11 protein-coding genes are annotated in these 16,602 nt (G+C 68.9%); 5 read left to right on the forward strand and 6 right to left on the reverse strand.

Translation table 11 applies throughout. The annotated features are described in order from the left end of the window. Window positions 1-178 precede the first annotated feature (178 nt). The 3 genes from JI752_RS15000 to JI752_RS15010 are packed head-to-tail and all read left to right on the forward strand — an operon-like array spanning window position 179 to window position 5,671. Entirely contained in the window at window positions 179-2,479 is a 2,301-nt protein-coding gene (locus JI752_RS15000) for a Six-hairpin glycosidase-like protein (RefSeq protein WP_254200922.1), read from the forward strand. Further along, window positions 2,476-3,966 carry an MFS transporter gene (locus tag JI752_RS15005; RefSeq protein WP_216965557.1) on the forward strand — a complete coding sequence of 497 codons (1,491 nt, stop codon included), beginning with the start codon at window positions 2,476-2,478 and terminating at the stop codon, window positions 3,964-3,966. The genes JI752_RS15000 and JI752_RS15005 overlap by 4 nt, the downstream gene beginning before the upstream one ends. A 10-nt stretch (window positions 3,967-3,976) precedes the next feature. After that, complete coding sequence (locus JI752_RS15010) at window positions 3,977-5,671, forward strand: alpha-amylase family glycosyl hydrolase (RefSeq protein WP_216965559.1); 1,695 nt, start codon at window positions 3,977-3,979, stop codon at window positions 5,669-5,671. Window positions 5,672-5,681: 10 nt separating this feature from the next. Here the strand turns inward: JI752_RS15010 and JI752_RS15015 are convergent, their stop codons facing one another. The 3 genes from JI752_RS15015 to JI752_RS15025 form a co-directional block, all read right to left on the reverse strand. Continuing rightward, the gene (locus tag JI752_RS15015; protein ID WP_216965561.1) at window positions 5,682-7,631 is read right to left on the reverse strand and encodes a S9 family peptidase; all 1,950 of its coding nucleotides are present in this window, start codon (window positions 7,629-7,631) and stop codon (window positions 5,682-5,684) included. A 69-nt stretch (window positions 7,632-7,700) separates the two neighbouring features. Then, window positions 7,701-8,753 carry a LacI family DNA-binding transcriptional regulator gene (locus JI752_RS15020; RefSeq protein ID WP_216965563.1) on the reverse strand — a complete coding sequence of 351 codons (1,053 nt, stop codon included), beginning with the start codon at window positions 8,751-8,753 and terminating at the stop codon, window positions 7,701-7,703. 58 nt (window positions 8,754-8,811) lie between these two features. Continuing rightward, window positions 8,812-9,507 carry a VIT family protein gene (locus tag JI752_RS15025; protein WP_254200991.1) on the reverse strand — a complete coding sequence of 232 codons (696 nt, stop codon included), beginning with the start codon at window positions 9,505-9,507 and terminating at the stop codon, window positions 8,812-8,814. 315 nt (window positions 9,508-9,822) lie between these two features. Between JI752_RS15025 and JI752_RS15030 the strand changes: the two genes are divergently transcribed. Next, window positions 9,823-11,187, forward strand: coding sequence for a glutamate--cysteine ligase (locus tag JI752_RS15030; protein ID WP_216965567.1), 1,365 nt, complete (start codon window positions 9,823-9,825; stop codon window positions 11,185-11,187). 21 nt (window positions 11,188-11,208) lie between these two features. Here the strand turns inward: JI752_RS15030 and JI752_RS15035 are convergent, their stop codons facing one another. Next, complete coding sequence (locus tag JI752_RS15035) at window positions 11,209-11,946, reverse strand: tetratricopeptide repeat protein (RefSeq protein WP_216965569.1); 738 nt, start codon at window positions 11,944-11,946, stop codon at window positions 11,209-11,211. Between the two features lie 114 nt (window positions 11,947-12,060). Here JI752_RS15035 and JI752_RS15040 point away from each other — a divergent pair, with 114 nt between their 5' ends. Beyond that, window positions 12,061-13,395, forward strand: coding sequence for an amidohydrolase family protein (locus tag JI752_RS15040; protein ID WP_216965571.1), 1,335 nt, complete (start codon window positions 12,061-12,063; stop codon window positions 13,393-13,395). Window positions 13,396-13,852: 457 nt separating this feature from the next. Here the strand turns inward: JI752_RS15040 and JI752_RS15045 are convergent, their stop codons facing one another. After that, a complete protein-coding gene (locus tag JI752_RS15045) occupies window positions 13,853-15,739 on the reverse strand; it encodes an ATP-binding protein (protein ID WP_345777365.1) in 1,887 nt (628 codons plus the stop codon). Then, entirely contained in the window at window positions 15,736-16,443 is a 708-nt protein-coding gene (locus JI752_RS15050; protein WP_216965573.1) for a response regulator, read from the reverse strand. Before JI752_RS15050 ends, JI752_RS15045 begins: the two co-directional genes overlap by 4 nt. Window positions 16,444-16,602: the final 159 nt, after the last annotated feature.

Here is a 16,602-nt window from a genome sequence, read left to right on the forward strand (position 1 = left end):
CGTGCCGTCCGTGCCGAATCGTATGCACGCGCCTGCTGGCGCGCGATGGCGTGCACTATTCCACGAGGCCCCGCCGCTGGACATTGCCGCGGGCCGATGCCGGCGATGAATACGTATACAGCCGGCGCGGCCGCCGGCCCCGCGCACTACCATGGCGCGACTGAGCTGGGGAAGCTGCATGAATCGAACCCGTCCGGCGCCGATGCGCTGCATGCCACGCGCCACGCTCGCGATCGCGCTGGCGCTTGCGGGCGTCGCGACGGCCGTCGAGGCGGCGCCGGTCGGCGTGGAATGGCGGGACAGCCTCACGTGGCAGGGCCATCAGGCCCGCATGCGCAGCGACGGCGATGGCTGGCGCCTGCATCCCGGCGCGGCCGACGCGAAGGACATCGCGATTCCAGCGCAAGCACTTCGCAGCCGCACCGCGAGCCCGTTGTTCGACGGCCTGTTCGCGCTGGCGCAGAAGGAACTGACGCAGGCGCAAGTCGAATCGATCAGCGACAACGCCTACGACAACGGCCGCCCGATTCCATGCCCGTGTTTCGAGACGGGCGAGAAATGGCGCTACGTGTGGACGCGCGACCTGTCGTTCGCCGCCGATCTGGCGCTGGCGCGCCTGCGCCCGGAACGCACGCGCGCCGCGCTGCGCTTCAAGCTGTCCGACCTGCGCGCCGGTGCGCCGCAGGGCACCTACGTGGTGCAGGACACGGGCTCGGGCGGCAGCTGGCCGATCAGCAGCGATCGCGTGGTTTGGTTCCTTGCCGCACGCGGCCTGCTCGATGCCCCCGCCGCCGATGCGGACGCCGGGCGTTTCCGCGATGAAGTGTGGGCCGCGTTGACGGACACGCTGGCGCAGGATCGGCAATACGTGTTCGACGCGGACACGGGCCTGTACCGCGGCGAGACGTCCTTCCTCGACTGGCGCGAGCAGTCGTACCCGCGCTGGACGTCGGACGACGTCGCGTTCCTCGCGCAATCCTTCGCGCTCTCCACCAACGTCCTGCATTACGAAGCGTTGCGACTGGGCGAGCGCATGGCGCGCGAACGCGGCGACGCCCGCGCGGACAAGTACGCGCGCCAGGCCAAAGCACTGGCGGCGCAGATCGAGCGGCGCTTCTGGCGCGAAGACCGCGGCCTGTACATGAGCTACATCGGCACCGCCGCGCATCCGGTGCCGTTCGAAGCCTACGACCTGCTCGGCCTGTCGCTGCTGGTCGAAAGCGGCATCGCGCCGCCGCATCGCGCACGCCGCGCGCTGGCGAACTACCCGATGCTGGACTCCGGCAGCCCGGTCATCTGGCCGCAGCAGCCCGGCATCGCGATCTATCACAACCGCGCGATCTGGCCCTTCGTCAGTGCCTACGCGCTGCGTGCCGCGCGTACCACGAATGACGCCGCGCGCATCGATCACGAGATCCGTTCGATCCTGCGCGGCGCGGCGCTGGCGGGATCGAACATGGAGAACTACGAGCTGCGCACGCAGGCCGTGCACGTGGACGACGGCGCGCTCAGTGGGCCCGTCGTGAATTCGCCGCGCCAGCTGTGGTCGGTCGCCGGCTATCTGCAAATGGTGATGGAGGGCGTGTTCGGCCTGCAGGCCGATGGCAGCGTCGAGCCGAAGATCCCGACGTCGCTGGTGCCGCTGCTGTTCGGCGACGGCGACCGCATCACACTGTCGATGCCCGGACGCGAGGTCGTCATCGTGCGACCGCCGGCCGGCGAGGGCGACTTGCTGGTGCACGGACCTGTCGAGCGCGACGGCGAGCGCGAGACGGTGTACCTGGTGCCGTTGCGCGGCGCGCCGGTGGTCGAGCCCTCGCATCTCGACGCCGCGGCGTTCGCGCCGGCATCGCCCGAGGCGCCGGCGATGAAGCGCGACGGAGCGCATTGGCGCATCGACGTTCCCGCCGGCCAGAACCTGTATGTCGACGGCGTCTTGAAGACGCGCGCATCACCGATGGCTTCGAGCGCGCGCCTCGACGTGCGCGACGCACGCCAGTGCGCCAGCCTCACGCGCGTCCACGACGGCATCGAGTCGCTGCACTCGCCCACGCGCTGCGTCGGCGCCGAGGTGTTGATCGACGGCGATTGGCCGCGCACCTGGCGCGCACCGCGCGCGGGTCGCTACGCGCTCAGCGTCAACTTCCGCAACACGCACGGCCCGATCAACACCGGCATCACGGCGGCGGTGAAGACGCTGGTGGTGCAATGCGACGGCATGGCCGAGCAGACCGGCACGCTGGTGATGCCGCACGGCGCGGCGCTGCAGCGCTCCAGTCCGGTCGTGGTCGAGGTTCCGAAGGGCGCGACGTGCCGCCTCGCGCTGCGCGACGGCATCAACATGTCCTACCTTCGACACAACGCGCGCTATACCGGGGGCACGGGCGGCGTCGACGGGCCGCTCAACTCGGCCGACATCGGCGCGCTGCACGCGATGCCGGTCAACGCGGCTCCAATCAACCAGAAGGCTTCTCCATGAGCACGAAACCGCGCCTGTCGTTCTGGCAGATCTGGAACATGTGCTTCGGCTTCCTCGGTATCCAGTTCGGCTTCGCGCTACAGAACGCCAACGTCAGCCGCATCTTCCAGACGCTCGGCGCGAGCATGGACGACATCCCGGTGCTGTGGATCGCCGCGCCGCTGACGGGCCTGATCGTGCAGCCGATCGTGGGCTACCTGAGCGACCGCACCTGGACGCGCCTGGGGCGTCGTCGTCCGTACTTCCTGATCGGCGCGGTGCTGGCGACGCTGGCGCTGTTCTTCATGCCGAACTCGCCGACGCTGTGGATCGCCGCCGGCCTGCTGTGGGTGCTGGACGCGTCGATCAACATTTCGATGGAGCCGTTCCGCGCCTTCGTCGGCGACCAGTTGCCGACCTCGCAACGCGCCAGCGGTTACGCGATGCAGAGCTTCTTCATCGGCGTGGGCTCGGTGATCGCCAGCCTGCTGCCGTGGCTGCTCGCGCAGGCCGGCGTGGGCAACACCGCCGGGCCGGGTGAGGTGCCCGACACGGTGCGCTACGCGTTCTACTTCGGCGGCGCGGTGCTGCTGCTCGCCGTGGGCTGGACGGTGCTGCGCACGCGCGAATACCCGCCCGAGGTGCTGCGCGCGCACGACACCGTGGCGCGCGCGCCACAGCGTCCGCTGGATGGCGCACGCGCCCGGCGCAACGGTGCGGTGTGGCTGCTGGTCGGCGTCGCCGCCGCGTTCGCGGTGTGGCAGCTGGCGCTGGACAAGCAGCTCTACATCCTCGCGGGTCTGCTCATCGCCTATGGCGCGTCGCTGATCGTCGCCAGCGGCTTGCAGGGCCGCGGCGCGTTCGCGCAGATCGTCGGCGACCTGCACGACATGCCGGCGGAAATGCGCAAGCTCGCCGTCGTGCAGTTCTTCTCCTGGTTCGCACTGTTCGCGATGTGGATCTACACCACCGGTGCGGTCACGCAGGTGCACTTCGGCAGCTCCGATACCGCGTCGGCGGCCTACAACGACGGCGCCAACTGGGTCGGCGTGCTGTTCGCCGCGTACAACGGCTTCGCCGCGCTGGCGGCGGTGGTGATCCCGTGGATGGTGCGGCGCATGGGCCTGCGCGTGAGCCACCTGGTCAACGTCTCGCTGGGCGGACTGGGCCTGCTGTCGTTCCTGATGATCCGCGATCCGCACTGGCTGCTGCTGTCGATGGTCGGCGTCGGCTTCGCCTGGGCCTCGATCCTGTCGCTGCCGTACGCGCTGCTGTCCGATAGCGTGCCGGCGGAAAAGATGGGCGTGTTCATGGGCATCTTCAATTTCTTCATCGTCATTCCGCAGCTGGTGGCGGCAAGCCTGCTGGGCTTCCTGCTCAAGCATTTCTTCGGTGGACATCCGATCCAGGCGCTGACCATCGGCGGCATCAGCCTGATCGTCGCCGGCCTGTGCGTGCTGCGCGTGCACGAGCCGCGCGCTGCGGCGGCCGTCGCCACCGGTCATTGAGGAGCACTGCATGCATTCCAACGTTCGTCGCCGTTCCCTGCTGGCCTGTGCGCTGGCGCTCGCGGTGTGCGCGGGTTCCGCGCACGCCGCCGATGCCGCGCCCGACTACTACGGCACGCTGGAACCGTTCGCGAAGGAGGCGGTGTACTTCGTCGTCACCGACCGCTTCGTCAACGGCGACCCGTCCAACGACCATCGCGACCAGGGCGGCGCGGATCCGGCGAAGCGCACGTTCGACCGTCCCACGCCCGGCAGCGACGCGGGCGACAACATCGGTTACCTCGGCGGCGACTTCAAGGGCATCGTCGATCACCTGGATTACATCCGCGGCATGGGCTTCACCGCGCTGTGGGTCACGCCGATCATCGACAACCCGGACGAAGCGTTCACAGGCGGCAAGCCCGCGGTGAAGGGCGGCTTCCTCACCGACGGCGGCAAGACGGGCTACCACGGCTACTGGGGCGTCAACTTCTACGAGCTCGACGAACACCTGCCCAGCCCGGGCCTGGATTTCAAGGGCCTGGCCGACGCCGTGCACGGGCAGGACATGAAGCTGGTGCTGGACATCGTGGGCAACCACGGCTCGCCGTCGTACTCGATGCCCAAGCCGCAGCCGAAGTACGGGCAGGTGTTCGATCGCGACGGCAAGCTCGTCGCCGATCACCAGAACCTGCCGCCGGCCAAGCTCGATCCGAAGCACAACCCGCTGCACCGCTTCTACAACACCACGCCCGGGTTGGCCGAGCTGTCGGACTTCAACGAGAACAACCCGGCGGTGATGGATTACCTGGCCGGTGCGTATGCGCAATGGATCGACCAGGGCGCCGATGCATTGCGCATCGACACCATCGGCTGGTTGCCGCATCCGTTCTGGCACGAGTTCGTCGCGCGCATGCGCAAGGAGAAGCCGGGCATGTTCATGTTCGGCGAAGCCTTCGACTACGACGCGACCAAGATCGCCGAACACACCTGGGCGAAGAACGCGAACGTGAGCGTGCTGGACTTCCCGCTCAAGCAGGGGCTGGAGAAGGCGTTCGGGCATGAACGCGCGGGCTTCGAAGTGCTGGCCGATCGCCTGTACCTGGACGGCGGGCCGTACGCGAATCCGTACGAACTGGCGACGTTCTACGACAACCACGACATGGCGCGGCTGGACGCGAGCGATGAAGGCTTCATCGACGCGCACAACTGGCTGTTCACGGCGCGCGGCATCCCGGTGGTCTATTACGGCTCGGAGGTCGGCTTCATGCGCGGCCGGCCGGAGCACGACGGCAACCGCAACTACTTCGGCGCGCAGAGGATTGCGGACGCGCCGTCGCACGCGATCCACAAGCACCTCACGCGCATCGCGCACGTGCGTTCGGCCTCGCCCGCGTTGCAGCGCGGCTTGCAGCTCAACGTCGAGCTGAAGGGCGATCGCGCGGCGTTCTATCGTGTGTACCAGCACGAGGGCGTGGCGCAGACTGCGTTGGTGCTGCTCAACAAGGGCGATGCGCCGGCGTCATTCGACGTGAAGCAGTACGTGCAGGCGGGGACGTGGCGTGCGCAGATCGCGGGCGGCAAGGCGAAGGTGCGCGCAGGCGGTTCGCTGAAGGCGACGGTGCCGGCGCATGGCGTGGAGGTGTTCCTGCTCGATGCGCCGGTGACGCAGCCACAGTTGCGTGCGGAGCTGGATCGGTTGATGGCGGTGAAACGGCCGCTGTGACGCGGCCGACTCAACCGGCCTTCTGGCCGCCCAGGTGCCGTGACAGGAATTCGAGCAGGCGGGTGTAGTACTCGCGTTGGTGCTCTTCGGTATGGAAGCCGTGGCCTTCGGTGGGGAAGTAGAGCGTCTCCACCGGAGTTCCGGCGGCCCTGAGGGCCTTCTCCATCTTCTGGCTGTGGGCGATGGGCGCGGTGCTGTCCTTGCCGCCCGCGGCCAGAAACACCGGCACCTTGATCCGCTCGGCGATGCGATTGGGCGAACGTTGCGCGAGCGTCGCGTCGTCGTCGCCCATCCATTCGTTGGCGAACGTGCCAAGCCAGCGCGCGCTGTCGCCCAGGTCGTCGCGGCGCATCTGCAGGTCGTAGACGCCGACGTAGCCGACCGCGCAGCGGTACAGGTCGGGCTCCTTCGCGGCACCCATGAGGGCCGCGTAGCCGCCGTAGCTCGCGCCATAGATGCAGATGCGGCCTGCCTCCGTCACGCCTTGTTCCACCGCCCAACGGGTGGCATCGGTCAGGTCGTCCTGCATCGCGCCGCCCCATTCGCGCGCGCCGGCGTGCAGGAATGTGCGGCCGTAGTTGCCGGAGCCTCGGTAGTTGATCTGCAGTACCGCGTAGCCGGCGGCGGCCAGCATTTGCGTGTCGCGGTCGAATCCCCATTCGTCATAGAAGCCGAACGGCCCGCCGTGCGGCAGCACGACGAGCGGCAGACGCTTGCCGTCCGACCCCGGCGGCACGGTGAGATAGCCATGCAGCGGCAGGCCGTCGCGAGCGGTCAGCGCGATGGGGCGCACCTGCGCCGACTGGGCCGGATCGAACCAGTCCGCCCGGCTGAAGACAAGACTCGCCTCGCGCGTGGTGTTGTCGAACAGGTAGAAGTCGCCCGGGCTGCGGTCGCTTGCGACCAGGATCAGCGAAAGCCGGCTGTCCCGCGTGGACGAAACGACGCGCACGGACATTCCGGGGAACGCCTTCTCGAGCATGCGCTGCGCGCGCGCCGGGGGCGAAGTCTCGTCGAAGTAGCGGCTGACCAGCCGTTCCTTCATGTAGGTCGCGCCCACCGGACTGCCGGCGGCGTCGTGGATGATCGAATGCGGGTCGACCACGGCGTCGCGCAGGACGTCGCTGCGCTGTCCGGTCGCGGTGTCCAGCGCCACGATCGCATCCGGCCCCTGCGACTGCTCCACCTGCAGGTACGCCGTGCGATTGTCGGGCGCGAAACCCAGCGCGAGTTCGACCCGGTGGCTGGTGGCCTCGTCGTTGATCAGGCGCCAGTCCGCGCCGCGCGCATCCCGGTAATAGAGCTTGCTGACGTTGTCGCTGCCGGCGCCGCGCGCGAAGCGCACTTCGCCATGGCCATCGGTCGTGAAGCGGGCGCGCCGGACAGGTGCTGTGGCGACGGTGACGCGGCGCCCCGTGACGACGTGCATGCGGTCGATGCGCGTGGTCGGGTCGGCCGTGAATGCCTGCACGGAGATCAGCACGCTGTCGTCTTCGGCGGGCAGGTCGTCCTCGAGGAAGCCTGCGTAGAAGTCGCCGAACGTTTGGGTCGCCGAGATGCCGGTATCGCGTTCGTAGTGGCTCATCAGCGTGCGAGCGAGCTTGCCATCGGCGTTGATGGCATGCAGCTCGCCAGTCGGCACGGGGCTTTCCAGCGTGCTCAGGCGTTCGGCCATGCTGACCACGATGCGCTGGTCGTTGACCCAATGGAAATCGGCGATGTCCGACTTCTGCGGTCCGCTGACGCGGGCAGTGAACGCCTTGTCGGAACGGCGGATCACCGCCAGCATGGTGCGATCGGCTGTCGGCACGGTGACCGCGTAGTACTCGCCGGTGGGCGAGATCTTGATGTCGCCGTAGACATCCTTCTTCAGATACGGCGTCAGGTCGACCTGCGCGATGGCAGGAAGGGCGAGTGCAACCAGCGCCAGACCCACGATCGGGTCTTTCGAATGCTTCATCCGTGATCCCCCACCCGCGCACCGCGCACGGGCCGGGCCAAGTCTAGCCGCGGCCGAGCGTTCGCGGCATCAGGCGCCGCTGGACTTTCTCACCACCAGCGACGTCGGCAGCGTGATGCTGTGCGTCTGCTCGCCCATGACCTGGCGCAGCAGCGTTTCCACCAGCAGTTCGCCGGCGCGCTTGGTGTCCTGGAACACCGTCGTCAGCGGCGGGTTGGCGAAGCGCGCGGTCGGGATGTCGTCGAAGCCGACCACCGCGATGTCCTCCGGCACGCGCAGGCCCGCATCGGCCAGCGCGCGCATCGCGCCGATGGCGATCAGGTCGCTCGCGGCGAACACCGCGTCGAACGAACCGCCGCGCGCCAGCAACTCGCGTGCGGCGGCGTAGCCTTCTTCTTCGGAGCTTTCCGCGTCGACCTGCAGGATCGCTTCCATCGCGCCGCCCACTTCGCGCAGCGCGGCGTCGCAGCCGCGGAAGCGGTCGAAGAATTCCGGGCAGTGGCTCGACGCGCCGCCCAGGAAGGCGATGCGGCGACGGCCGAGTCCGACCAGGTGTTCGCCCGCCAGGCGCCCGCCGTTGAAGTTGTCGCAGCCGATCGACAGGCCCGGCTGGTCCGGCAGCACCGCGCCCCAGCGCACGAAGCGCGTGCCCTGCGCGACCAGTTTCTCCAGCTTGCCCTGGTAGGCCAGGTAATCGCCGTAGCCCAGCAGGATCAGGCCGTCGGCCTTCATGCTGTCCTCGTAGTCGGCGTGCCAGTCGTCGGAGAGCTGCTGGAACGAGATCAGCAGGTCCTGCCCCTCGCGCGCGCAGGCGCGGGTGATGGAGCCGAGCATCGACAGGAAGAACGGGTTGATGTGCGACTCGTCGGGCGTGGGGTCCTCGAACAGCAACAGCGCCAGCGTGCCCGAGCGCTGCGTGCGCAGGCTGGAGGCGTGGCGGTCGACCTTGTAGTTGAGCTCGCGAACCGCGTCCTCGACGCGCTTGCGCGTTTCGGCGTTGACCAGCGGGCTGCCGCGCAGCACGCGCGACACCGTCGCCTGCGAGACGCCGGCGCGGTGGGCGATGTCCAGCGAGGTGATCTTGGTCTTCTTGCTGCGACCGAGGTAATGCACTTGCGACATGGCCGCAGTATGTAAGCCCTTGTCGGTGAAGGCTTGCCGCAGTGCGGCATCGGCCGGTTCACACAGACACGTCGAACAACGACCCCACCCCAGACGACACCGCCATCGCCAGCGCACCCCAGAACGCCACGCGCGCCGCGCCGCGCAGCATCGGCGCACCGCCCGCGCGGGCCGCGAGCGCGCCGGAGACGAACAGCGCGCTGATCGTCACGGCGATCGTCACCGGTTGCACGATCGAGGCCGGCGACAGCAGCACCGAGGCCATCGGCAGCACGCCGCCGCTGACGAACGCCGTGGCCGAGGCGAACGCCGCCTGCACCGGTCGCGCGCGCAGGGTGTCGGTGATGCCCAGTTCGTCGCGCGCGTGCGCGGCCAGTGCGTCGTGCGCGGTGAGCTGTTCGGCCACCTGCCGCGCCAGCTCCGGTTCCAGGCCGCGCCGCACGTAGATGTGGGTGAGTTCGTTGAGTTCGAACTGCGGCTGCGCGGCCAGTTCGCGCCGTTCGATCGCCAGGTCCGCCAGTTCGGTGTCGGCCTGCGACTGCACCGAGACATATTCCCCCGCCGCCATCGACATCGCCCCGGCCGCCAGGGCGGCCACGCCGCTGGCGAGCACGGTCTCGTGCGAGGCGCCGCTGGCGGCCACGCCCACCACCAGTCCCGACACCGACACGATGCCGTCGTTGGCGCCCAGCACCGCCGCGCGCAGCCAGCCGACGCGGCTGGAGCGGTGCGATTCGCTGTGGCGTGTGGGCAGATCCGGCAGACGGTGCGGGGCCGGTGCGGTCTCGTGCGGGCGTGGTTCGCGGGTCATGTCCGCAGGGTAGCCAAGCCGCCGCGAGGGCGCGACCGTGGCCGCGAAGGCGATGCTTCCGGATTACTGCGTTGCACGGCCGGCGATAGGTCCATTCACGCCGGCTCGCTACACTGACGTGATGGCCTGCACAGTCTGGACGTTCGTCCGCTGGCATGCCCGCCGCGAAGCCCATGGGGGCGCGGCATCCGTGCAACGCCCCGGCGTCGCACGAGCAGGGCCGCCGGCCCTGCGGTGGGCTTATTTCGCGAGGTGCGTGTGTCCGGTCCCAGCCAGGTCAAGGATGTTCCCATCGAGGGTCGGGCGCAGCTCGTCGAGTTCCTCAGCTCCGGCGTGCGTCCGCGCGAGGACTGGCGCATCGGCACCGAGCACGAGAAGTTCGGCTTCCGCACCGACGATCTGCGTCCGCCGACGTTCGACAGCGATCGCGGCATCGAGGCGCTGCTCAAGGGCCTGACCCGCTTCGGCTGGCAGCCGGTGGAAGAGCACGGCCGCGTCATCGCGCTTACGCGCGAACAGGCTTCGGTGTCGCTGGAGCCGGCGGGCCAACTGGAGCTGTCCGGTGCGCCGCTGGAGAACCTGCACCAGACGTGTTCGGAAACCAACAGCCACCTGCGCGAAGTGCGCACCGTCGCAGAGCCGATGGGGCTCGGCTTCCTGGGCATGGGCTTCCAGCCCAAGTGGCGCCGCGACGAAATGCCGTGGATGCCCAAGGGCCGCTACAAGATCATGCGCGAGTACATGCCCAAGGTCGGTTCGCTCGGCCTGGACATGATGACCCGCACCTGCACCGTGCAGGTCAACCTGGACGTCGGCTCCGAGTCCGACATGGTGAAGAAGTTCCGCGTCTCGCTGGCGTTGCAGTCCGTCGCCACCGCGCTGTTCGCCGATTCGCCCTTCACGCAAGGCAAGCCCAACGGCTATCTGAGCTATCGCTCGCACATCTGGACCGATACCGACGCCGGCCGCACGGGCCTGCTCGATTTCGTCTTCGAAGACGGCTTCGGTTACGAGCGCTACGTCGACTACCTGCTCGACGTGCCGATGTACTTCGTCTACCGCGACGGCGAATACATCGACGCCTCGGGCCAGTCGTTCCGCGATTTCCTCGACGGCAAGCTGCCGGCTTATCCGGGTCATCGCCCGGTGCTGCGCGACTGGGCCGACCACAGCACGACGGCATTCCCGGAAGTGCGGCTGAAGAAATACCTCGAGATGCGCGGCGCCGATTCCGGCCCTTGGAACCGCATCTGCGCGCTGCCGGCGTTCTGGGTCGGCCTGCTGTACGACGACGCTTCGCTCGACGCGGCGTGGGATCTGGTCAAGGACTTCAGCCTCGCCGAGCGCCATGCCCTGCGCGACGGCGTGCCCAAGCACGCGTTGAAGCTGCCGTTCCGCGGCGGCACCGTACTCGACCTGGCGCGCCGCGCGCTGGAAATCTCCGCGCAGGGCCTGCGCCGCCGCGCCCGCATGAACGCCAACGGCGCCGACGAGTCGGTGTTCCTGGAGCCGATGATGGAGTTCGTCGAAGCCGGCATCACGCCGGCCGAACGCAAGCTCGATCTCTACAACGGCCCGTGGCAGGGCGACATCGACCGGGTGTTCCGGGAGTTTGCGTACTGAGCTGCGGCGCGCGGCGCCCGCTCAGCGCGCGCCGATGCGCTCCAGACGCTTGAGGTAGTCACGGTTCATGCGGCGCGCATAGGCCGGCAGGCGCTTGGCCTTGCGCAGCGCTTCATCGCGCAGGCGGATGGCCGCGTCGGCCTCGCCCCAGCCTGCGAGTGTTTCAGCGTAGAACGCGTGCGCTTCGAAGCCGCCGAAATAGCCCACGAGCGTGTCGAATTCATGGCGTGCCTTGTCGCGATCGCCTTCGGCCGCGAGGGCGCGTGCGTACAGCAGGTGACCGGCGGGCGAGCGGAAATCCGGCTTGCGCTGGATCAGGTCGTCCAGGCGCCGCCGTGCATCGCCCGCGCGTCCGGATTCCAGCTGCGCGCGCGCCACGCGAACCTGCAAATCCGGGTCGTCCGCATAGAGGCCGCGCAGTGCTGCCTCGTAATGCGTCATGGCGTCCTCGGCGCGGCCCGCTTCGATCAGCGCGTCCGCCAGGCGCACGCGATTGTCGGTCGTGGCCGCCGTTTCGAAAGCGTCCTGGGCCGCGCGAAGTTCGCGCGTGGGATCGAGCCGGCGCTGCACGCCCTGGACGACCTGCCGGCCGGCATGGCTGTGACGCCATTCCGGGAGCCAGATGGCGACGGCGTACACCACGCTGCCCAGCATCGGGAACGCGAACAGGATGAAGAGCCAGTAGCGCTCCTGCCCGCTGCGCACGGCATGCACGGCGAAGCAAAGCGCGATGGCGACATGCACTCCAAGGAACGGCATCGATCGAGTCTCCCCCACGGACCGGCGGAGTGTCGCGCAGTCGCCGCGTCCGCGCCAGCGCTCAATTTTCCCGAACGCGATAGCATCCCCGCGTCCACCACCCGGAGTCTGCGCATGCGTTCAGTCGTATGGGGTCTTGTGTTGGGATTGCTTGGCGCCGCGTCCGCGCACGCCGGGCCGATCACCGCGCTGGTCGGCGGCACATTGGTCGACGGCACGCTGCGCGAGCCGATCCGCGACAGCGTGATCCTGATCGAGGGCGAGCGGATCACCGCCGTGGGTACCGTCGACACACTGCCGGTGCCCGCGGGCGCCAAGGTCATCTCCACCGAAGGCATGACCGTGCTGCCCGGCCTGTGGGACATGCACGTCCACCTGATGATCAACGGCCACGCCGACTACGACTATTGGGACCGCACCTACCCGCCGCGCCTGCGCAACGAGATCATGCCGGCCTCGGCATTGCAGCTGCTGCACGCGGGCGTGACCGGCGCACGCGATCTCGGCGGCCCGCTGGAGGACAGCATCGCCGTGCGCGATGCGATCAACGCCGGGAAGATCCCCGGCCCGACGTTGTTCGTCTCCGGCCCCTTCATCCAGAAGAAACCGTCCCCCGGCACCGAACTGTTCCGCTGGGGCGTGGACTCGCCGGGCGACGCGCGCGCGAAGGTGCGCCGACTCGCCCAGGCCGGCGTGGACGTGGTCAAGCTGATCGACCAGGACCAGATGAGAGACGCCGAAGTGCAGGCGATCGTCGACGAAGCCCACAAGCACAAGCTGCCCGTGGTCGCGCATGCGCACCGGCCGGAGGAAATCCGCCGCGCGCTCAAGGCCGGCGTGGATTGTCTCGAACACACCGGCCTGGCCGCGTCGCCCGAATACCCGGAGGACATCGTCGCCGCGCTGCGCGAGCGCACCGCGAACATGGCCGCCGGCCCGCTGTTCTGGACGCCGACGATCGAGGGGCTCTACAACTTCCCCTACACGGTGAAGAACCACGAGTTCATCGACGCCGACGCGTGGCACGAAGGCCTGTCGCCGGACACCGTGGCCGACATCAAGCGCTCGCTCGCGCACCCGGAGCGCATTTCCTACTTCCAGCAGACGCCGCAGCGCTGGCCGACGCTCAAGCGCAAGTTCCAGCAGCTGCGCGATTCGGGCGTGCTGTTGCTGGTGGGCACCGATTCGGGCATTCCGATGAAGTTCCACAGCGGCAGCACCTGGAACGAGCTGGACGTGTGGGTGAACCAGCTCGGCGTGCCGCCCATCGACGCGATCCGTGCGGCGACCTACTGGCCGGCGGTGGCGATGAAGGCCGACAAGGATTACGGCAGCGTGGTCGAGGGCAAGTACGCGGACATCATCGCGGTGAAGGGCGATGTGCTGAAGCAGGTGGCGTTGCTGCAGCGGGTGGACGTGGTGGTCAAGCACGGGGTGCAGGTGAAGTGAGTGATGTCATGGCTACTGGCCGTCATTGCGCTTCACTCGTCCGCTTCACTGTCGTCCCGCTCCACTGCCTTGCGACACATCACCGTGGTCCCACTCCACTGTCTTGCGACACATCACCGTGGTCCCGCTTCACTGTCTTGCGACACATCACCGTCATCCCGGCGAAGGCCGGGATCCAGGCCCATAGCGTTCGGGCACTCCCTGACAGGCGACCCACATCTCGTCATTCCAGCGAAAGCTGGAATCCATTTTGCCTCTGCTCTTCAGGGCAACAGGTAGAAGCGAAGAGCGAAAATGGATTCCAGCTTTCGCTGGAATGACGTGGCGTGCGGTGACGTGACGTGACGTGATGTGTTGGATGGGGTGACAGCCTGGATCCCGGCCTTCGCCGGGATGACGGTGTGTGGGAGAGCAGCACGTCCACCGCAACACACGGTCAGGCTGCTGCAGCACGACCTCACCCCACCGCCACCCGCGACGCACTCCGCGGCGAACGCACCGCGCACGGCAGCGTCACCGTCACGCGCAGGCCGCCTTCGCTGCGGTTGATCAGATGGATGTCGCCGCCGTGCGCGAGCGCGATGCTGCGCGCGGTGGCCAGGCCCAGTCCGATGCCGCCGGTTTCGCGGTTGCGCGAAGTCTCGCCGCGCACGAAGGGCATGAACAGCTGCTCGCTGCGGTTCGCATCCACGCCGGGGCCGTCGTCGTCGATGTGCAGCGCATAGCCTTCGGCGTCGGTGTGCAGCGACAGGCGCGCGCTCTGGCCGTACTTGAGCGCGTTGTCCACCAGGTTGCCGACCATGCGCCGCAGCGCAAGCGGGTCGCCGCGCAGCGGCGCCGGGGCGCCGTCGGTGAGCGCGACCGCGTTGCCCACGTCGGCCAGGTCGTCCACCACGCTCTCCACCAGCAGGCGCAGGTCGAGGCGTTCGCGCGTGCCGTTGCGGTGCTGTTCGCGGATGAACTCCAGCGCCGCTTCGATCATCTGCGACATCTCGGCGATGTCCGCCGTCGCCTTCTCGCGCGCGTCGGCCGGCAGGCCGTCGAGACGGAACGACAGCCGCGCCAGCGGCGTGCGCAGGTCGTGCGCGATCGCCGCCACCATCTGCGTGCGCTCGCGCACCAGGCGGTTGATGCGCGCCTGCATGGCGTTGAACGACGCCGCCGCACGGACGATTTCCGCCGGGCCTTCCAACGGCACCGGCGGCCCGTCGGCATCCTGGCCCATGTGGTCGGCGGCGGCGGCGAAGCGGCGGATCGGGCCGGCCAGCGCGCGGGAGAACCACCACGCCAACGGCAGCAGTGCGATCAGGCCCATCGCGAACATCAGCGCGAACGCGCGGCCGATCCCGACGCCGGACTCCACGCGCTCGACCACCCGCCAGCGGCCGTCGGCCAGGCGCGCGGCGGCGACGAAGGCGAACGACAGGTGCGAGTCGGCGCGCCAGGGACGCTCGCGCAGGGCCGGGCCGGTGAGCATCTCCGGTTCGCCCACGCGCACCACGAGGGCCTCCGGATCATCGCGCACCGGCGCAGGTGTGGCCGCCACCGGTGCCGGTGCCGTCGCGGTCGTCGCAGGCGATGGCGCGGGCGCCTCCGGGTGGGCGGGCGACACGTGCACGTAGGGCGGCATGTACTGGCGCAGGTACGCGGTGGACGGATCCGGCGTACGCGTGGGGTAGGGCTCGAGGCTTTCGCTGGCGATCGGCGCGGAGGCCGTCGGTGGCGGACTCTCGGCGGCGCTGGACGACGTCGACACCGTGGCGACCGCCGTCGTCGCGGTGGCGACACGGCGACGTTCCTCGCGACGGGCACGAATCCGGTCGGCGGTGAAATCCGGCCGATCGCGATACCGGATGTGCAGCGGCGCATCCGGCGTGGCGCGACGCGTGTCGCGCGGCAGCGGGTGCGCGCCGGGCGGTGCGGGGCGGTCGAGCGTCTGCGCGGTCGCGCGGGGAATCACCAGGTCGAGCATGTCGCCGCCGGTCAGCGGCACGGTCGGTGTCACGACGATGCGCCGGAACGGCGGCAGCATGTTCGGACCGGCGATGTAGAAGCGCACGCGGTCCTCGGGCACGTCCAGCCACTGCGCCAGCAGCGTGCGCAGCGGCGGCGGACTGAGGTAGCCGGATTCGACCTGCGGCGGCGCATCGACCTCGCGCACCTGCAGCAGCGGATTGCCTGAAGGCATGCGCGAAGACAGCAGCGCGACCACTTCCGACATGCGCACCGCCGGCGGCGGTTCGCGCAATGCGAGCAGGGCGATGCCGATGCCGTACGCCACCGCCAGTGCCGCCAGCAGCAGCAGGAAGGTGCGCGCGAAGATCGGAAGCCCTTGCCAGTTCACAGGCGTGTCACCGCCGGCAGCAGCATGTAGCCCTCGTTGCGCACGGTGCGGATGAGTTCGCTGTGGCCGCGTTCGTTGATCTTGCGGCGCAGGCGGCTGATCTGGCTGTCGATCGCGCGGTCGAACACTTCACTGTCGCGGCCGCGCGCGCAGTCAAGCAACTGGTCGCGGCTGAGCACGCGTTGCGGGTGCTCGACGAAGGCGTGCAGCAGCGAGAACTCCCCGTCGGACAGGTTGATGTAGGTGCCGTTGGGATCGCGCAGGGCGCGACGCACCACGTCCAGATGCCAGCCGGCGAACTCGTAGCGATGGCCGCTGGCCGCATCGGCCGCCAGTTGCCGGCGGCGCAGCACGGCGCGCACGCGGGCGAGCAGCTCGCGCGGGTTGCAGGGCTTGGCCAGGTAGTCGTCCGCGCCGATCTCCAGGCCGATGATGCGATCGGTGTCGGTGCCCAGCGCGCTGAGCATGATCAGCGCCGGCCCGCGTTCGGAGGTCAGCCGGCGCGCGGCGCTGAGGCCGTCCTCGCCGGGCATCATCACGTCCAGGATCACCAGGTCGGGGCGTTGCTCGTCCAGCACGCGGCGCATCTGTGCGGCGTCTTCGGCCGTTTCCACGCGGTAGCCGTGTTCGGTCAGGAAGCCGGAAATGAGCCGGCGGAGATCGGGGTCGTCGTCGACGACCAGGAGGAGCGACTGCAGATCCATGCCACCAACGACGAAAGGGCGTTGCGGAGTGTAGGCAGGCGGCGGGCCGGTTGTGTCAACCGCCTCGGGGCGGGCCCGGAAAAGAAAATGCCGCCGCCGGGGGATCGCCGGACAGCGGCAACGGGACACATGGGTCCACGACTCGTACTGATCCTGACC

This window comes from Lysobacter sp. MMG2 (assembly GCF_016735495.2).
In the GTDB taxonomy this organism is placed as follows: Bacteria; Pseudomonadota; Gammaproteobacteria; order Xanthomonadales; family Xanthomonadaceae; genus Lysobacter_J.

What these genes read in the sequence shown, in the direction of transcription:
- JI752_RS15035 (WP_216965569.1), bottom strand. Translation starts at nt 11,946, where the DNA reads ATGCCGTTCCTTGGAGTGCATGTCGCCATCGCGCTTTGCTTCGCCGTG.
- JI752_RS15050 (WP_216965573.1), bottom strand. Translation starts at nt 16,443, where the DNA reads ATGGATCTGCAGTCGCTCCTCCTGGTCGTCGACGACGACCCCGATCTC.
- JI752_RS15020 (WP_216965563.1), bottom strand. Translation starts at nt 8,753, where the DNA reads ATGTCGCAAGTGCATTACCTCGGTCGCAGCAAGAAGACCAAGATCACC.
- JI752_RS15010 (WP_216965559.1), top strand. Translation starts at nt 3,977, where the DNA reads ATGCATTCCAACGTTCGTCGCCGTTCCCTGCTGGCCTGTGCGCTGGCG.
- JI752_RS15005 (WP_216965557.1), top strand. Translation starts at nt 2,476, where the DNA reads ATGAGCACGAAACCGCGCCTGTCGTTCTGGCAGATCTGGAACATGTGC.
- JI752_RS15000 (WP_254200922.1), top strand. Translation starts at nt 179, where the DNA reads ATGAATCGAACCCGTCCGGCGCCGATGCGCTGCATGCCACGCGCCACG.
- JI752_RS15015 (WP_216965561.1), bottom strand. Translation starts at nt 7,631, where the DNA reads ATGAAGCATTCGAAAGACCCGATCGTGGGTCTGGCGCTGGTTGCACTC.
- JI752_RS15040 (WP_216965571.1), top strand. Translation starts at nt 12,061, where the DNA reads ATGCGTTCAGTCGTATGGGGTCTTGTGTTGGGATTGCTTGGCGCCGCG.